The 14,325-nt window shown below is 71.0% G+C and carries 13 protein-coding genes and 1 tRNA gene; 8 read left to right on the top strand and 6 right to left on the bottom strand.

Going from position 1 to position 14,325, the window contains the following annotated elements:
* Positions 1 to 29 precede the first annotated feature (29 nt).
* Positions 30 to 1,061, top strand: a complete 1,032-nt coding sequence (locus tag E9228_RS08920; RefSeq protein WP_166780247.1) for an aldo/keto reductase — start codon at positions 30 to 32, stop codon at positions 1,059 to 1,061.
* Positions 1,062 to 1,377: 316 nt separating this feature from the next.
* Here the strand turns inward: E9228_RS08920 and E9228_RS08915 are convergent.
* Both E9228_RS08915 and msrB read right to left on the bottom strand, forming a co-directional pair.
* Positions 1,378 to 1,450: transfer RNA gene (locus tag E9228_RS08915), tRNA-Thr, on the bottom strand.
* A gap of 71 nt (positions 1,451 to 1,521) precedes the next feature.
* A complete protein-coding gene (msrB, locus tag E9228_RS08910) occupies positions 1,522 to 1,923 on the bottom strand; it encodes a peptide-methionine (R)-S-oxide reductase MsrB (protein WP_166780246.1) in 402 nt (133 codons plus the stop codon).
* Between the two features lie 115 nt (positions 1,924 to 2,038).
* Here msrB and E9228_RS08905 point away from each other — a divergent pair, with 115 nt between their 5' ends.
* The 7 genes from E9228_RS08905 to E9228_RS08875 all read left to right on the top strand — a co-directional run bounded on the left by E9228_RS08905 (position 2,039) and on the right by E9228_RS08875 (position 8,101).
* Positions 2,039 to 2,473: a GNAT family N-acetyltransferase gene (locus E9228_RS08905; RefSeq protein WP_208385802.1), complete on the top strand. Its 435-nt coding sequence runs from the start codon at positions 2,039 to 2,041 to the stop codon at positions 2,471 to 2,473.
* A complete protein-coding gene (locus tag E9228_RS08900; RefSeq protein ID WP_166780244.1) occupies positions 2,473 to 3,474 on the top strand; it encodes a DUF2332 family protein in 1,002 nt (333 codons plus the stop codon). Before E9228_RS08905 ends, E9228_RS08900 begins: the two co-directional genes overlap by 1 nt.
* Positions 3,475 to 3,570: 96 nt before the next feature.
* A complete protein-coding gene (locus tag E9228_RS08895) occupies positions 3,571 to 3,870 on the top strand; it encodes a DUF3263 domain-containing protein (RefSeq protein WP_258366198.1) in 300 nt (99 codons plus the stop codon).
* Positions 3,867 to 4,481, top strand: coding sequence for a LytR C-terminal domain-containing protein (locus tag E9228_RS08890; protein WP_166780242.1), 615 nt, complete (start codon positions 3,867 to 3,869; stop codon positions 4,479 to 4,481). The genes E9228_RS08895 and E9228_RS08890 overlap by 4 nt, the downstream gene beginning before the upstream one ends.
* 253 nt (positions 4,482 to 4,734) lie before the next feature.
* Complete coding sequence (locus E9228_RS08885; RefSeq protein ID WP_056120541.1) at positions 4,735 to 4,938, top strand: cold-shock protein; 204 nt, start codon at positions 4,735 to 4,737, stop codon at positions 4,936 to 4,938.
* A gap of 299 nt (positions 4,939 to 5,237) precedes the next feature.
* Positions 5,238 to 6,860, top strand: coding sequence for a chaperonin GroEL (groL, locus tag E9228_RS08880; RefSeq protein ID WP_166780241.1), 1,623 nt, complete (start codon positions 5,238 to 5,240; stop codon positions 6,858 to 6,860).
* Positions 6,861 to 7,591: 731 nt separating this feature from the next.
* Entirely contained in the window at positions 7,592 to 8,101 is a 510-nt protein-coding gene (locus E9228_RS08875; protein ID WP_166780240.1) for an endonuclease domain-containing protein, read from the top strand.
* 130 nt (positions 8,102 to 8,231) lie between these two features.
* Here the strand turns inward: E9228_RS08875 and E9228_RS08870 are convergent, their stop codons facing one another.
* The 4 genes from E9228_RS08870 to E9228_RS08855 form a co-directional block, all read right to left on the bottom strand.
* Positions 8,232 to 9,929 carry a sensor histidine kinase gene (locus E9228_RS08870; protein ID WP_252727973.1) on the bottom strand — a complete coding sequence of 566 codons (1,698 nt, stop codon included), beginning with the start codon at positions 9,927 to 9,929 and terminating at the stop codon, positions 8,232 to 8,234.
* A gap of 80 nt (positions 9,930 to 10,009) precedes the next feature.
* Positions 10,010 to 10,705: a response regulator transcription factor gene (locus E9228_RS08865; protein ID WP_123656292.1), complete on the bottom strand. Its 696-nt coding sequence runs from the start codon at positions 10,703 to 10,705 to the stop codon at positions 10,010 to 10,012.
* Positions 10,706 to 10,778: 73 nt separating this feature from the next.
* The gene (locus E9228_RS08860; RefSeq protein WP_166780238.1) at positions 10,779 to 12,476 is read right to left on the bottom strand and encodes a DNA repair helicase XPB; all 1,698 of its coding nucleotides are present in this window, start codon (positions 12,474 to 12,476) and stop codon (positions 10,779 to 10,781) included.
* A gap of 58 nt (positions 12,477 to 12,534) precedes the next feature.
* Positions 12,535 to 14,310 carry a helicase-associated domain-containing protein gene (locus E9228_RS08855; RefSeq protein ID WP_166780237.1) on the bottom strand — a complete coding sequence of 592 codons (1,776 nt, stop codon included), beginning with the start codon at positions 14,308 to 14,310 and terminating at the stop codon, positions 12,535 to 12,537.
* Positions 14,311 to 14,325 lie beyond the last annotated feature (15 nt).

Below are 14,325 nucleotides of genomic sequence, written 5' to 3'. Positions count from 1 at the left end.
CGGAGGACGCGCGGCGTAGCGTCCGCGCCATGGACTACAGACTCCTCGGCAACAGCGGGACAGCGGTGTCCTCGCTGACCCTCGGCACCATGACGTTCGGCAGCGAAGCCGACGAACCCACCTCCCACGCCATCATCGACGCCTTCGTGGCCGCCGGCGGAACGCTCGTCGACACCGCGGACGTGTACTCGGGCAACGAGTCCGAGCGGATCATCGGCCGCTGGCTGCAGGCCCACCCCACCGAGGCGCAGCAGGTCGTCCTCGCCACCAAGGGCCGCTTCCCGCAGGGTGACGGTCCGAACGACGTCGGGCTGTCGCGGCGGCACCTCCGTGTCGCGCTCGACGCCTCGCTGGAGCGGCTCGGCGTCGACCACATCGACCTCTACCAGATGCACGCGTGGGACGCCCTCACCCCGATCGAGGAGACCCTGCGCTTCCTCGACGACGCGGTCTCGGCCGGCAAGATCGGCTCCTACGGGTTCTCGAACTACCTCGGGTACCAGGTCACGAAGGCCGTGTACGAGGCGAAGGCGCACGGTTGGGCACCGCCTGTCACCCTGCAGCCGCAGTACAACCTGCTGGTCCGCGACATCGAGCACGAGGTCGTGCCCGCCTGCCTCGACGCCGGCATCGGACTGCTGCCGTGGTCGCCGCTCGCCGGCGGGTGGCTGTCCGGCAAGTACCAGCGCGACGAGGCCCCGACCGGTTCGACGCGCCTGGGCGAGGACCCGAAGCGCGGCATGGAGGCGTGGGAGGCCCGCAACGCCGACGAGCGCACGTGGCAGGTGCTCGACGTCGTGTCGAGCGTCGCCGACGCGCACGGCGCCTCGCGCTCCCAGGTGTCCCTCGCCTGGCTGCTCGCCCGCCCGGCCGTCACGAGCGTCATCCTCGGCGCCCGCACGGTCGAGCAGCTGCAGGACAACCTCGGCGCCACCGACCTGGTGCTCGACGACGCGGAGCTCACCGCCCTCACCGACGCCAGCGCGCCGCGGGTCGACGACTACCCGTACGGCACCGCCGGGGTGGCGCAGCGCGAGCGGAAGATCGCCGGCGGTCGCTGAACCACCGACGGGTCCGCCGCGCCGGATGATGCGGGAAACCGCCGATGTGGCCCGGAGGCGTGGACCCGGCCGTCGTGCCGATGTCAGGATCGGTGCACGGCCGGCTGGTTACCGAGTCGAGCGCCCCCGGAGCACCCCTGATCCGTGCTCCTGCGCCGGAGCCCCGAGCCACCCGCTCGGGGCTCCGCCCTCTCGGGGGCGGTGCCGACGGCGTGGGGCGCGGGCGGCGTCGGCGGCACGGCACAGGCGATGCGGCACAGGCGGTCCGGCCCAGGCAATGCGGCACAGGCGGTCCGGCACTGCGGGTGGTGCAGAGGGCCGGCAGCGGGACTTGAACCCGCAACCCCCGTATTACAAGTACGGTGCGCTACCAATTGCGCCATGCCGGCTGACCCGCCCATCGTACCGGGCGGACACGACGACGGCGCCCGAGCCGCAGCCCGAGCGCCGTCACCGATCGCTACTGCTCGGCCGAGAAGTTGAGCGAGATCGAGTTCATGCAGTACCGGTCACCCGTGGGCGTCCCGAAGCCGTCCGGGAACACGTGGCCGAGGTGGCCGCCGCAGTTCGCACACCGGACCTCGGTGCGCGCCATGCCGAGGGACGTGTCCTCGATGAGCTGCACCGCCGCCGGGTCGACCGACTCGTAGAACGACGGCCAGCCGCAGCCGGAGTCGAACTTCGTGCCGCTCTTGAACAGCTCCGCGCCGCACGCCGCACACGTGTAGACGCCGGCGCGCTCCTCGTCGAGGAGTTCACCGGTCCACGGGCGCTCCGTGCCGGCCTGGCGGAGCACGGCGTACTGGTCCGGCGAGAGCTCCTCGCGCCACTGGGCGTCGGACTTGTCGACGTTGTATGCCATGTGCGTACCTCCTGGTTCCGACCGGGACGGGTGGCCACCGGTCATCGTGCGTCACTCCGGTAAACTCCGCGGGATGTCCGGTCATTCCGTCCACCGCGCCCGCTGGGACCAGTTGATGACCGACGAACTGTACGACATCGTCCGGCTGCGGAACCGGGTGTTCGCCCTCGAACAGCGCGTCACGGCCGAGGACTTCGACGGCCGCGACCGCGAACCCGACACCGAGCACTGGTGGTCCGGCACACCTGACGGCCCGGTCACCGGCTACCTCCGTCTGGTCCGACCGTCCGCCGTCGAACCGCACCCCGTCGGCAGCGCCGCGCCGACCCGCGTGATCGGCCGGGTCGCCACGCACCCGGACCACCGCGGCCAGGGCATCGCCGGACGACTCGTCGCCGCCGTCGTCGCCGACCACGGACACGAGGCGTTCGTCCTGCACGCCCAGCAGTACGTCGCCGCGCTCTACGAACGGCACGGGTTCGTCCGCTTCGGCGCCCCCTACGACGAGGCCGGCATCACCCACGTCGGCATGTACCGCCCGGCGTCCTGATGGACACACGGCAGCGCTACCGCGCCTACGCCGACCGGATCGCGCCCGTCTCACCGACCTACGCCGCCTGGGCCCGCTCCGTCAACGACGCGCTCGTCGCGCTGCTGGACGAGGTCCCGGCGACACAGCGGCAGCCCGAGCTCCTCTTCGCGGTCGCACGACGACTCGGTGCCGACCCCGCCGACGCCGGGTCGCTCCGAGCGCTCGTCCGGGAGGCTCGTCCCGCCCTGGTCCGAGCGCTCACCACCGCCACGGTGCAGGCCAACGACCCGCGACGCCTCGCCCCCGTCGTCCCGGTGCTCGCGGCGCTCGCCGCGGCCGCCGACCGCCCGCTCGGGCTGCTCGACGTCGGCGCGGCCGCCGGGCTCTGCTCGATCCCGGACCGCGTGACGCTCGACCACCGCATCCGCCGGACCGGGGCACTCGTCCGGATGCACACCGCCGTCGCCGGCCCGGCCGTGCACCTCGTCGCCGAGGTCACCGGGACGCCTCCGGCGCCGGCCGCAGAGCCGATCCGGATCGGGGCGCGCGTCGCCCTCGACCCGAACCCGATCGACCCCGCGGCCCCGGGAGCGTCCGACCGGCTCGTCGAGGCCGTCCCGCCCGAGGCGACGGACCGGACCGCCCTCATGGCGGAGGCGTTGCGGGCGACGCTGGTGGAGCCTCCCGTCCGGATCCGGGGACGCGTGCCGGAGGACCTGGACCGGGCACTCGACGCGCTGCCCGGAGGCTGCGAGCCGGTCGTCATGACCACGGGGACCCTGGTCTACGTGCCGGGTGCCGGTCGACAGCGGTTCGCCGACCGCCTCCGCGAGCGAGGGGTGCGATGGGTGGCGCTCGAGCGGACCGGCATCCTCGCCGGGGTCGCCGCGACACTGCCGGAGGACGTCGACGCCGGTGACCCGGACGCGTTCGCGACGCTGTCCTTCGACGGCCGGGCGCTCGCCGTGTCCGACGCCTTCGGCACCCGGGTCCGGTGGTTCGGCCGCACGCTGGGCTGAGCGGGTTCCGCGACAGTCCAGCGCCGTGCCAGGGTCGACCTGCCGAGCGCCCCTACGATGTGCGAGACCTGCAACCCGCCCGCGATCGGAACCAGCGTGACCGCCCTCCCCACCGACGAGCTCACCGAGCTCGCCAAGCACGTGCTCGCGTTCGAGCACGAGCGGGCGCGACACGACCGGACGAAAGAGGCGGAGATCCGTGTCGAGTTCGACATGTCGCCGACCCGGTACTACCAGGTGCTGAACCGGGTGATCGACTCACCGGCGGCGCTGGCGTACGACCCGCAGCTCGTGACACGGCTGCAGCGTCTCCGCCGGGCCCGGACGAGTGCCCGCGCTGCCCGCAGCTTCGTCGCGCCCCCGGCCGACCACGAAGGACGTGAAGAGGAACGATGACGAGATTCCCGCGAGACCGGTTCGACGACGTCGCCGACGGCCCCCGGGTCGGTGCGCACCGCGGTGCCGCCCGTCGCGGTGGCGGGTGGATCGTGTTCGCCTGGGCGGCCCTCGCCACGGGCGTCCTCGTCGGCGTCGGCGTGCTCGTGCTCGCACTCGTCAACGGCAGCGTGCAGTTCAACGAGGGCAGCGGTGGCGCGACCTCGGCGCCGTCCTCCTCGGCGACCTCGACGCCGTCCGGCAGCGCGTCGGCCGGTTCCGATGCGTCCGAGCAGCCCGGCGGGACGGCCACCGAGACCCCCGCACCGGCCGCGGGTGCGTCCCCGTCCGACCAGGGGGCGACGACGCTCGTCGTGCTCAACGGGACGTCGACGACGGGTCTGGCCGCGAACGCCGCGACGAAGCTCGGGACGGCCGGCTGGACGGTGACGTCGACGGGCGACGCCGGGACGACCGGGTCGACGCAGACCGTCGTGTACTACCAGCAGGAGTCGCAGGCGGCCCTCGCGCAGGGCATCGCGCAGTCGCTCGGGACGTCCGCCGTGCAGCAGTCGGCGGCGTTCCCGAACGCGGACGTCTCGGTCGTCCTCGGGTCGGACTACGCCGGCTGAGACGACCGTTCCGGGCTGCTGTGTTTCCGGCACGTTGCGGATCGGGGATCGCTGCGTGAAATACGTGTCACACCCCTTGCCGAAATCGTGACACTCGGTCAGAGTCACCAGTGGTCACCCCGTGATCGCGACAGGTCCTCACTTCGGTGCTGACATCGAGCGGCCGGGAGAGGCGACACGGCCTCGGACCCGACGGACACCACGTGCGATGGTGCCGTCGTTCGCACCAGCAGTACCGCAGGGAGCAAGGAACATGGCCAACGGAACCGTGAAGTGGTTCAACGCCGAGAAGGGCTTCGGCTTCATCACCGTGGATGGAGGGGGCCAGGACGTGTTCGTGCACTACTCGGCCATCGACATGAACGGCTACAAGGTCCTCGAGGAGGGCCAGGCAGTGACGTTCGACGTCGGCACCGGGTCGAAGGGCCCGCAGGCCGAGTCGGTCCGTCCCGCCTGAGTCGCAGAACCGCTGGCGAACGCGTCGTCCCCCCCGGGGGCGGCGCGTTCGTCGTGTCGGCACTGCCGTCGTGTCGGCACTGCCGTCGTGTGGGCGCTGCTGTCGCGTGGGGCGCTGCTGTCGCGATGGTGATGGCATCGGGGGCACGCATCGGACGGGGTCGACCTGTGGAAGCGGGGCGAGCCTCCAGACTGTGTTGCACTCTCGGGTGGCGAGTGCCAGAATCGGGCTTGGCACTCGGTCACGCTGAGTGCCAGAACGACCCCGATGACGACGTCCGGGAGGGACGAAGAACTCACATGGCAAAGATCATTGCTTTCAACGAAGAGGCCCGACGCGGCCTCGAGCGCGGCCTCAACCAGCTGGCCGACGCCGTGAAGGTGACGCTCGGCCCGCGCGGCCGCAACGTCGTCCTCGAGAAGAAGTGGGGCGCCCCCACGATCACGAACGACGGTGTCTCCATCGCCAAGGAGATCGAGCTCGACGACCCGTACGAGAAGATCGGTGCGGAGCTCGTCAAGGAGGTCGCCAAGAAGACCGACGACGTCGCCGGTGACGGCACGACCACCGCAACGGTGCTCGCCCAGGCGCTCGTCCGTGAAGGCCTGCGCAACGTCGCGGCCGGCGCCGACCCCATCTCCCTCAAGCGCGGCATCGAGAAGGCCGTCGCGGCCGTCTCCGAGCAGCTGCTCGCCGACGCCAAGGAGATCGAGACCAAGGACCAGATCGCCGCCACCGCGTCGATCTCGGCCGCTGACCCGACCATCGGCGCGCTCATCGCCGAGGCCATCGACAAGGTCGGCAAGGAAGGTGTCGTCACCGTCGAGGAGTCGAACACCTTCGGCACCGAGCTCGAGCTGACCGAGGGCATGCGCTTCGACAAGGGCTACCTGTCGCAGTACTTCGTGACCGACCCCGAGCGTCAGGAAGCCGTCTTCGAAGACGCCTACATCCTGATCGTCAACTCGAAGATCTCCAACATCAAGGACCTCCTGCCGGTCGTCGACAAGGTGATCCAGGCGGGCAAGCAGCTCCTGATCATCGCCGAGGACGTCGACGGCGAGGCCCTGGCCACGCTCGTCGTGAACAAGATCCGCGGCATCTTCAAGTCCGTCGCCGTCAAGGCCCCGGGCTTCGGCGACCGTCGCAAGGCCATGCTGCAGGACATCGCGATCCTCACCGGCGGCCAGGTCATCTCGGAAGAGGTCGGCCTCAAGCTCGAGAACGCGACGCTCGACCTGCTCGGTCGTGCCCGCAAGGTCGTCATCACCAAGGACGAGACCACGATCGTCGAAGGTGCCGGCGACGCCGAGCAGATCGCCGGCCGCGTCCGTCAGATCCGCTCCGAGATCGAGGCGACCGACTCCGACTACGACCGCGAGAAGCTCCAGGAGCGCCTCGCGAAGCTCGCCGGTGGCGTCGCCGTCATCAAGGCGGGTGCCGCGACCGAGGTCGAGCTCAAGGAGCGCAAGCACCGCATCGAGGACGCCGTCCGCAACGCCAAGGCAGCCGTCGAAGAGGGCATCGTCGCCGGTGGTGGCGTCGCCCTCATCCAGGCCGGCAAGGTCGCGCTCGACTCGCTCACCCTCGAGGGTGACGAGGCGACCGGTGCGAACATCGTCCGCGTCGCCATCGACGCCCCGCTCAAGCAGATCGCGCTCAACGCCGGTCTCGAGCCGGGTGTCGTGGCCGCCAAGGTCCGCGAGCTCGAGTCCGGTTGGGGCCTCAACGCCGCCACCGGCGAGTACGTCGACCTGATCGCCACGGGCATCATCGACCCCGCCAAGGTCACGCGTTCGGCACTGCAGAACGCCGCGTCGATCGCCGGTCTGTTCCTCACGACCGAGGCCGTCGTCGCCGACAAGCCGGAGAAGAACCCGGCCATGCCGGCCGGCGACCCCACGGGCGGCATGGACTTCTAGTCCGCACCTGCTCGGCAAGGGCCCTCGTACGCTTCGCGTGCGGGGGCCCTTCCGCGTGCGCGGTGCGTGCGCGGGCGCGCGCGGCCGGTGCGCGGGCGGTGCGCGGCCGGTGCGCGGCCCGAGGTCCCACAATTCCGGCACCTCGCGCGCTGGGATGCCCGAATTCGGGCACCTCGGCGGGGTGGCGGCGGCGAGTCGTGGCACCTCGCGCGGCTTCGCTCCCACCAGCCGCCGCTCCGGCACAGGAGGCTCAGCCCACCTCGTCCTCCACAGGTCCAGCGGGCACGTGCCTGGTTCCGGTGACGGCGTCAGACACTCGCGGCATGCCCAGATCTCCTGCTCGTCCCAGTCCGTTCCGTCGTCCGTTCCGCGTCAGTGAAGCCGTCGCCGCCGGTGTCCCGCGCGCGCGGCTCATGCGCACAGATCTCGCCGCTCCGATCCACGGCGTCTGCGCCCCGGCGGAGCAACACGTCAGCCGTGTCGAGGCCGTGAGCCTCGTCATGCGCCCGAACCAGTTCTTCAGCCACGTCACAGCCGCGCGGCTGTGGGGAGCGCCGGTGCCTGGCCCAGAAGCCGAGGAACCCGTGCACGTCACCTCGGAGAGCGGCTCACCGATCATGCGACGGCCCCAGGTCACCCCGCACCGAAGCCGATCAGCGTGCGATGTGCGGACGCGACGTGGGGTTCGGATCAGCGCCCCCGGGAGGACCTGGTACGAATGCGCGGGGATCGTGACCCTCGAGGACCTCGTCGTCATCGGCGACTACTTCGTCGGGCCCTCGGGGTTGGCCACCGTCGATGACCTCGCGGACGCCGTCCCGTCGGGCGGACGGAATGCGCGGCGCGCTCGGGAGGCCCTCGAGCTGATCCGCTCCGGCGTCGAGTCACCGATGGAGAGCCGGATGCGCCTCCGACTCGTCCACGCGGGATTCCCCGAACCGGCGGTGAACGTGGACGTCTTCGCCTCCAACGGGACGTTCCTCGGCCGCGTCGACTTGGCCTGGCCAGAACTCCGGATCGCGTTCGAGTACGACGGAGACCACCACCGGGATCCGGGCACCTTCCGCCATGACCAGCGGCGGTCGACCGCGTTCAACGTCGAGGGGTGGATGGTGGTCCACGCGACGGCGCTCGACGCTGCCCGTCCGGCTCTCGTGTTCGAGCGACTGCGCCAGGCCTTCGAGCAGCGGCGGATGGAGAGCCGAGCCGCCCGCCACGAGGGAGCGCGACTCACCGCATGAGCGACGCCGTGGTGCCAGAACTTCGCCGCCTCGGTGCTCGAGGTTCCGGAATTACGGCATCTCGAGCGCGGGCCTCGGGCGCGGGCGCGAGCGCGGGCCCGGGCGGCGGGCCCCGGGGCCCGGGCCGGCGTCAGGACAAGGCGGGAGTGCTGGGAGCGCCCTCGCGCGGCAGCAGGGGCAACCACACGCGGAAGGTCGCACCGCCGCCCGGGGTGTCGAACACCTCGACCGACCCGTGGTGCGCGTGCACGATGCCGGACACGATCGCGAGCCCGAGGCCCGAACCACCGGTGTCCCGCGCGCGGCTCGTGTCGGCACGCCAGAACCGCTGGAAGATCTTCTCGCGCAGCTGCGGCGGAATGCCCTCGCCGTGGTCGATCACGTCGATGTGGGCCATCTCGCGCTCGTCGTCCACGCCGATGCCGATCTCGATCGGGTCGTCGTGCTCGGTGAACCGCATGGCGTTGCCCATCAGGTTCGTGACGATCTGCCGGACCTTGTTCTCCTCGGCCAGGACGATGGGTGGCCGCTTCGGCAGCACGATCGTCGGCAGCGGAGTGGTCTCGTCGGTCGGGTTCTTCGTGTCCAGGCTCATCGCGCGCGTGCGTCGAGCCCGGAGGCGCGCGATGGTCTGGCGCGAGAAGGCGATCGGACCGGTGGTGTTGAGCGACGGTGACGCGGGGGCGGCCGGGCTGCCGGAACCCTCGGCCGCGGCGCCGAAGGAGCTCATCGGCCGGACTGCCTGTGGGACGTTCTCGCCGGTCAGAGCGTCCTCGACCAGGACCTGGATCTCGCGGTCGGGGTTGGAGGCCATCGTGTCGAGGGCGGAGTCACGGGCGATCGTGACGAGGTCGACCGGCCCGAGCTCGAGCGGCTTGGACTCGTCGATGCGGGCCAACTGCAGCAGGTCCTGCACCAGCAGGCCCATCCGCTTGGCTTCCTTCTCGATACGGTCCATCGCCTGCGCGACGTCCTCTTCCTTGCGGAGTGCACCCATCCGGTAGAGCTCGGCGTAGCCCCGCAGCGAGACCAACGGCGTCCGGAGCTCGTGCGAGGCGTCACCGACGAAACGGCGCATCTGGTCGATCGTGCGCTCGCGGTCCTCGAACGCGTCGTCGATCCGCTCGAGCATGGCGTTGAGGGAGCGGTTGAGACGCCCGACCTCGGTGTTCGGTGTGTCCGCGTCGAGGCGCTGGTTGAAGTCCCCGGCGGCGAAGCGCGCAGCCGTGTCCTCGACGTTCCGCAGCGGGTCGAACGTGGCGGTGACGAGGAGGCGCGTGAGCATCGCCCCGAGCAGGATCACGGAGATGCCGAACAGCAGGAAGATGACGGTGAACTGCGCGATGGTCTGGTCGGTGCCGGCGCTGGAGACCGCGACGAGGACGTAGCCCGTCTCGGTCGCTCCGGTGGACAGGTTCTGCAGGTTCGCGGGGATGACCTGCGCGCGCCACTCGTGGTTGTGCTGCTTGTCGTACAGGCTGAAGGGGACCGCGGTCGAGGCCGCCGACGAGAAGCGGACGCGCGAGACGTCGGGCTGCGACGGTGACTGTGTGTCGCAGATCTGCTCGCCGCCGCCGTCGTACGCGGCCACGTACGAGCTCTTCTCGAGCACCATCGACAGCTTGCAGTACTGCTCGCCGTCGCTGACGTTCTGGCCTTCGAGCTGCGAGCTCGTGGTCGTCACCTGGGTGTCGAGCTGCCGCATCAGGTACGTGCTCAGCACCGTCATCGTGCCGAGCCCGGCGACGAGCAGGCCGAGCGCGACCAGGAGGACGGTGATCCCGGTGATCTTGGTGCGGAGGGAGATCGCGTCCCACCAGTGACTCATTCGCGCGTGCATGCTTCCCCAACACTAAGCGGCGGCCGCCGGGGAGAACCCGACGACCGCCGACAGTCAGCTGTGACTGCTCAGGAAGCCTTGGAGGCCTTGAGCATGTAGCCGAACCCGCGCTTGGTCTGGATGATCGGCTCGGCCGAGTACTGGTCGAGCTTCCGACGGAGGTACGAGATGTAGGACTCCACGATGCCGGCGTCGCCGTTGAAGTCGTACTCCCAGACGTGGTCGAGGATCTGGGCCTTCGAGAGCACGCGGTTCGGGTTGAGCATGAGGTAGCGGAGCAGCTTGAACTCGGTGGGGGAGAGTTCGATCTGCGCGTCCCCGATGGTGACCTCGTGCGTGTCCTGGTCCATCGTGAGTTCGCCGGCGCGGATGATCGCGTCTTCCTCGTCGTTCATGGTGCGACGGAGGATCGCCTTGATGCGGGCGACGATCTCGTCGAGGGAGAACGGCTTCGTCACGTAGTCGTCGCCGCCGACCGTGAGGCCGGTGATCTTGTCCTCGGTGTCGTCCTTCGCCGTGAGGAAGAGGATCGGCGAGGTGTAGCCCGAGGAACGGAGGCGCTTGGTGACGCCGAAGCCGTTCATGTCGGGGAGCATGACGTCGAGGATGATGAGGTCCGGCTCCTCTTCGAGCACGGCGGAGATCGCCTGTGCCCCGTTCCCGACCGCCCGCACCGCGAAACCGGCGAAGCGAAGCGAGGTCGTGAGGAGATCGCGGATGTTCGGCTCGTCGTCGACGATGAGGATCTTGGGTCCGTCGGTCATGTGACCATCATCTGGCTGTTCCCTGGCCGCTTGCTGTGAGCAGTTCGTGTGTCGGCTAGGCGTGCTCGTCCGGCTACGCGACGGGCGCGGCCACCTGGTCGGCGTCGAGGATCGTGTACGAGTACCCCTGCTCGGCGAGGAAGCGCTGCCGGTTCTGCGCGAAGTCCTGGTCGACGGTGTCGCGGGTGACGAGCGTGTAGAACGACGCCGGCACACCGTCCTTGTTCGGTCGCAGCAGTCGGCCGAGTCGCTGGGCTTCTTCTTGCCGGGACCCGAACGAGCCCGACACCTGGATCGCCACGGTCGCGTCGGGCAGGTCGACCGAGAAGTTCGCGACCTTCGAGACGACGAGCACGTCGATGCGGCCCTCGCGGAACGCCTGGTACAGCCGCTCGCGCTCCTCGACCGGCGTCGCACCGGTGATCTCGGCGGCGTCGAGGGACGCGGCGAGTTCGTCGAGCTGGTCGATGTACTGCCCGATCACCAGGATCTGTTCACCGCGGTGCTTCTCGATGAGGTCGCGCACGACGGGCGTCTTCGCCGGCGAGGTGGCCGCCAGCCGGTACCGCTCGTCGTCGCTCGACGCCGCGTACTCCAGGCGGTCCTCGTGCGACAGGTCGATCCGGACCTCGTAGCACTCGGCCGGGGAGATGTAGCCCTGCGCCTCGATCTCCTTCCACGGAGCGTCGTAGCGCTTCGGCCCGATCAGGGAGAAGACGTCGCCTTCGCGCCCGTCCTCGCGCACGAGGGTCGCCGTCAGTCCGAGGCGGCGCCGGGCCTGGAGGTCCGCCGTCAGCTTGAAGACGGGTGCCGGCAGCAGGTGCACCTCGTCGTAGACCACGAGGCCCCAGTCGAGCGCGTCGAGGAGCGAGAGGTGCGTGTACACGCCCTTCCGGCGGGCCGTGAGGATCTGGTAGGTCGCGATCGTGACCGGCCGGATCTCCTTGACACTGCCGGAGTACTCGCCGATCTCGTCCTCGGTCAGGGTCGTCCGGCGGAGGAGCTCCGTCCGCCACTGCCGCGCCGACACCGTGTTGGTGACGAGGATGAGCGTGGTCGCCTTGACGGTCGCCATCGCCCCGGCGCCGACGAGCGTCTTGCCGGCGCCACAGGGCAGCACGACGACGCCGGAACCCTGCTGGAAGAAGCTGTCGACCGCTTCGTGCTGGTACGGCCGGAGGTCCCAGTCGGCGGTGTCGAGGTCGATCGGGTGCGGCTGCCCGGGCGTGTAGCCGGCGAGGTCCTCGGCCGGCCAGCCGATCTTCACGAGTTCCTGCTTCACCTGGCCGCGGGCCCACGCCTGCAGCTCGACGGCGTTCTCGGAGCGTCGCTCGCCGAGCAGTGGCTGGATCCGCTTGGACCGGACGACCTCGGCGAGGACAGCCGGGTCGGACGCGGTGAGCACGAGTGCGGGCTGCTGCTCGAGTTCTTCCCCCGGGGAGTTCGCGATGACGGGGGCGTCCTCGCGCTCCTCACGCCGGATCACGAGCCGGCCGTACCGCGAGACGGTGTCCTCGATGTCCACCGTCACGCTCTGCGGCACCGGGAACTTCGCGAACCGCTCGAGCGTGTCGATCATCGAGGCCGCGTCGTGTCCGGCAGCGCGCGCGTTCCACAGCCCGAGCCGCGTGATGCGGTAGGTGTGCACGTGTTCCGGTGCGCGCTCGAGCTCGGCGAACACCGCCAGCGCGTGTCGGGCGTCCTCTGCCTGAGGGTGCGCGACCTCGAGCAGCACGGTGCGGTCACTCTGCACGATCAGCGGTCCGTTCATGACGGATCAGCCTAGGCGGCGCAGCTGGTGCGTGACCCGGTTGTCCACAGCACGACCGTCAGGCGTCGCTCTCGATGCCGACGACGAGCGACAGCGGCAGGGTCCGTTCGACGTCGACCGCCGTGTCCTTGCCGCGGACGCGTCCGGCGGCGACCGAGGTCGGCACGATCGAGAACGGCCGCTCCGATCCGTCCGGCATCCGCACGGTGACGCGGATCGGGGTCCGTCCGCGCACCGCCATGTCGATCTGCCGGGCCAGCCACTCCTGCTCCGGTTCCGCGTCGCCGCGTTCCGTCGTCAGGCGCAGGCGCTCGACGAGCGCCCGTGCCGCCTGCTCCGGGGACCGGCTCGGTGCGCGTCGTCGGACGGGAGGCCCGGATCGCGTCTCCGGGCGCGCCCCGGCTGCGAGCACGGCCGGGTACCGCTGGTCCTCGAGCGCGCTCGCCACCACGTGGGGCGGGTACTTCGTCACGAGGGTGGTCAGGTCGGGCCGCTCCCACGCCAGCTGGCGCAGCTCGGCGTCGACCCCGATGAGGTCGAGTTGTTCGGGGGTGCCGTGCAGCACCGATCCGAGGTCGCCCTCGCCACGGTCCACCACGACGCTGCCGTCACGGGTCGCGACCTGGTCGATGAGGTACGTGAGCGGCTGCGGGACCTCGGTGGCGCCGATCCGGGTGAACAGGGCCACCACGTCGTCGCGGGTGCGGCCGTCGCGGAGCGCCCGACGGATCGAGTCCTCCGAGACGCGGTAGCGCGCGGCCAGCCCCGGCGCCTCGAGGTCGGCCACGGCGCGGAGGTCGTCGTCGTCCTGAGGGGCGAGCGGGCCCGGAGCGATGACCGTGAGGTCGGGCTGCAGGTACACCCCGTCGACGGTGCGGGGCAGGTCGGCGCTGGCGGCGGAGCGTGCGGCGTCCGGGTCGTCGCCGAGGAGCACCCGGCCCGTCGTGGTCAGCCGACCGTCGACCGCGAGCCCGAGGACCCGTGCCGTGCCGGCGGCGTCGAGCAGTGCCGCGTCGAGCCAGCGCGAACCGGCCGGGTAGGCCCAGCGTCCGAGCGACACGAGGTCGCCGAGGTCGTCGTCGGCCAGGTCCAGGACCTCGGCGACGGCCGGGTCGAGTGCGGCGCGCCAGTCGTGGACGACGGCCACCCACCGTTCCGGCCACGAGGACCGGAGCCAGGTGTGGCCGCTGTCCGAGACCTTCCACGACCCGTCCTCGGGATGCGCTGCCCCGACCCGGTCGAGCAGGGCCAGACGGTCCGGCACCGCGGTGGCGTCAGCGCCCGTCCGTTCACCGAGCTGTCGGGCGAGGGGCGCGCCGATGCCGCCCTTCGCGAGTTCCCGGACGGCGCCGGCGTCGGCGGCGCGGAGGAGCTCGGCCAGCACCGTGAGCGTCTCGAAGGCGTGCTCGGCACCGGCAGCGCGGGACCGGTCGTCATCCGCGACCGACTGGCGGTCGGAGGTGTCGGGGCGGGCGGGTGCCGCGCCTCCCGGAGCGTCCGTGACGAGTTCCGGTCGGGCGGCCAGGCGGGCGGCGACCGCGTCGTCCACCGCGCCGGCGTCGTCGGCGAGCCCGAGGGCGACCGCGGGCGCGAGGTCCTCCGGTGAGCCGCCGTCGCGGAGGGCGACGAGCGCACGGCGGGGGAGTCGCTCGATCGCGGCGTCCACCGCGTCGTCGGTGCGCAGTGCCTCGGCCAGGTCGAAGAAGTCCGCGATGTGCTGCGGACCGGACTCGCCGAGTGCGGCGGTCGGGAGAGCGCGTGCCAGAACGAGTCGTTCCAGCGCGTCGTCGGGGAGCTCGCGCAGTCGTGCGGCGAGGTCCGTCGTGGTCGTCATCGTCCTTCGCCAGCG

This window comes from Curtobacterium salicis (assembly GCF_011759505.1).
GTDB classification, from domain to species: Bacteria; Actinomycetota; Actinomycetes; order Actinomycetales; family Microbacteriaceae; genus Curtobacterium; species Curtobacterium salicis.
This window is presented reverse-complemented; position numbering and strand designations above follow the sequence as displayed.

Coding starts and splice junctions, on each gene's coding strand:
- E9228_RS08920 (WP_166780247.1), top strand. CDS start 30: ATGGACTACAGACTCCTCGGCAACAGCGGGACAGCGGTGTCCTCGCTG.
- msrB (WP_166780246.1), bottom strand. CDS start 1,923: ATGGCATACAACGTCGACAAGTCCGACGCCCAGTGGCGCGAGGAGCTC.
- E9228_RS08905 (WP_208385802.1), top strand. CDS start 2,039: ATGACCGACGAACTGTACGACATCGTCCGGCTGCGGAACCGGGTGTTC.
- E9228_RS08900 (WP_166780244.1), top strand. CDS start 2,473: ATGGACACACGGCAGCGCTACCGCGCCTACGCCGACCGGATCGCGCCC.
- E9228_RS08890 (WP_166780242.1), top strand. CDS start 3,867: ATGACGAGATTCCCGCGAGACCGGTTCGACGACGTCGCCGACGGCCCC.
- E9228_RS08885 (WP_056120541.1), top strand. CDS start 4,735: ATGGCCAACGGAACCGTGAAGTGGTTCAACGCCGAGAAGGGCTTCGGC.
- groL (WP_166780241.1), top strand. CDS start 5,238: ATGGCAAAGATCATTGCTTTCAACGAAGAGGCCCGACGCGGCCTCGAG.
- E9228_RS08870 (WP_252727973.1), bottom strand. CDS start 9,929: ATGAGTCACTGGTGGGACGCGATCTCCCTCCGCACCAAGATCACCGGG.
- E9228_RS08865 (WP_123656292.1), bottom strand. CDS start 10,705: ATGACCGACGGACCCAAGATCCTCATCGTCGACGACGAGCCGAACATC.
- E9228_RS08860 (WP_166780238.1), bottom strand. CDS start 12,476: ATGAACGGACCGCTGATCGTGCAGAGTGACCGCACCGTGCTGCTCGAG.
- E9228_RS08855 (WP_166780237.1), bottom strand. CDS start 14,310: ATGACGACCACGACGGACCTCGCCGCACGACTGCGCGAGCTCCCCGAC.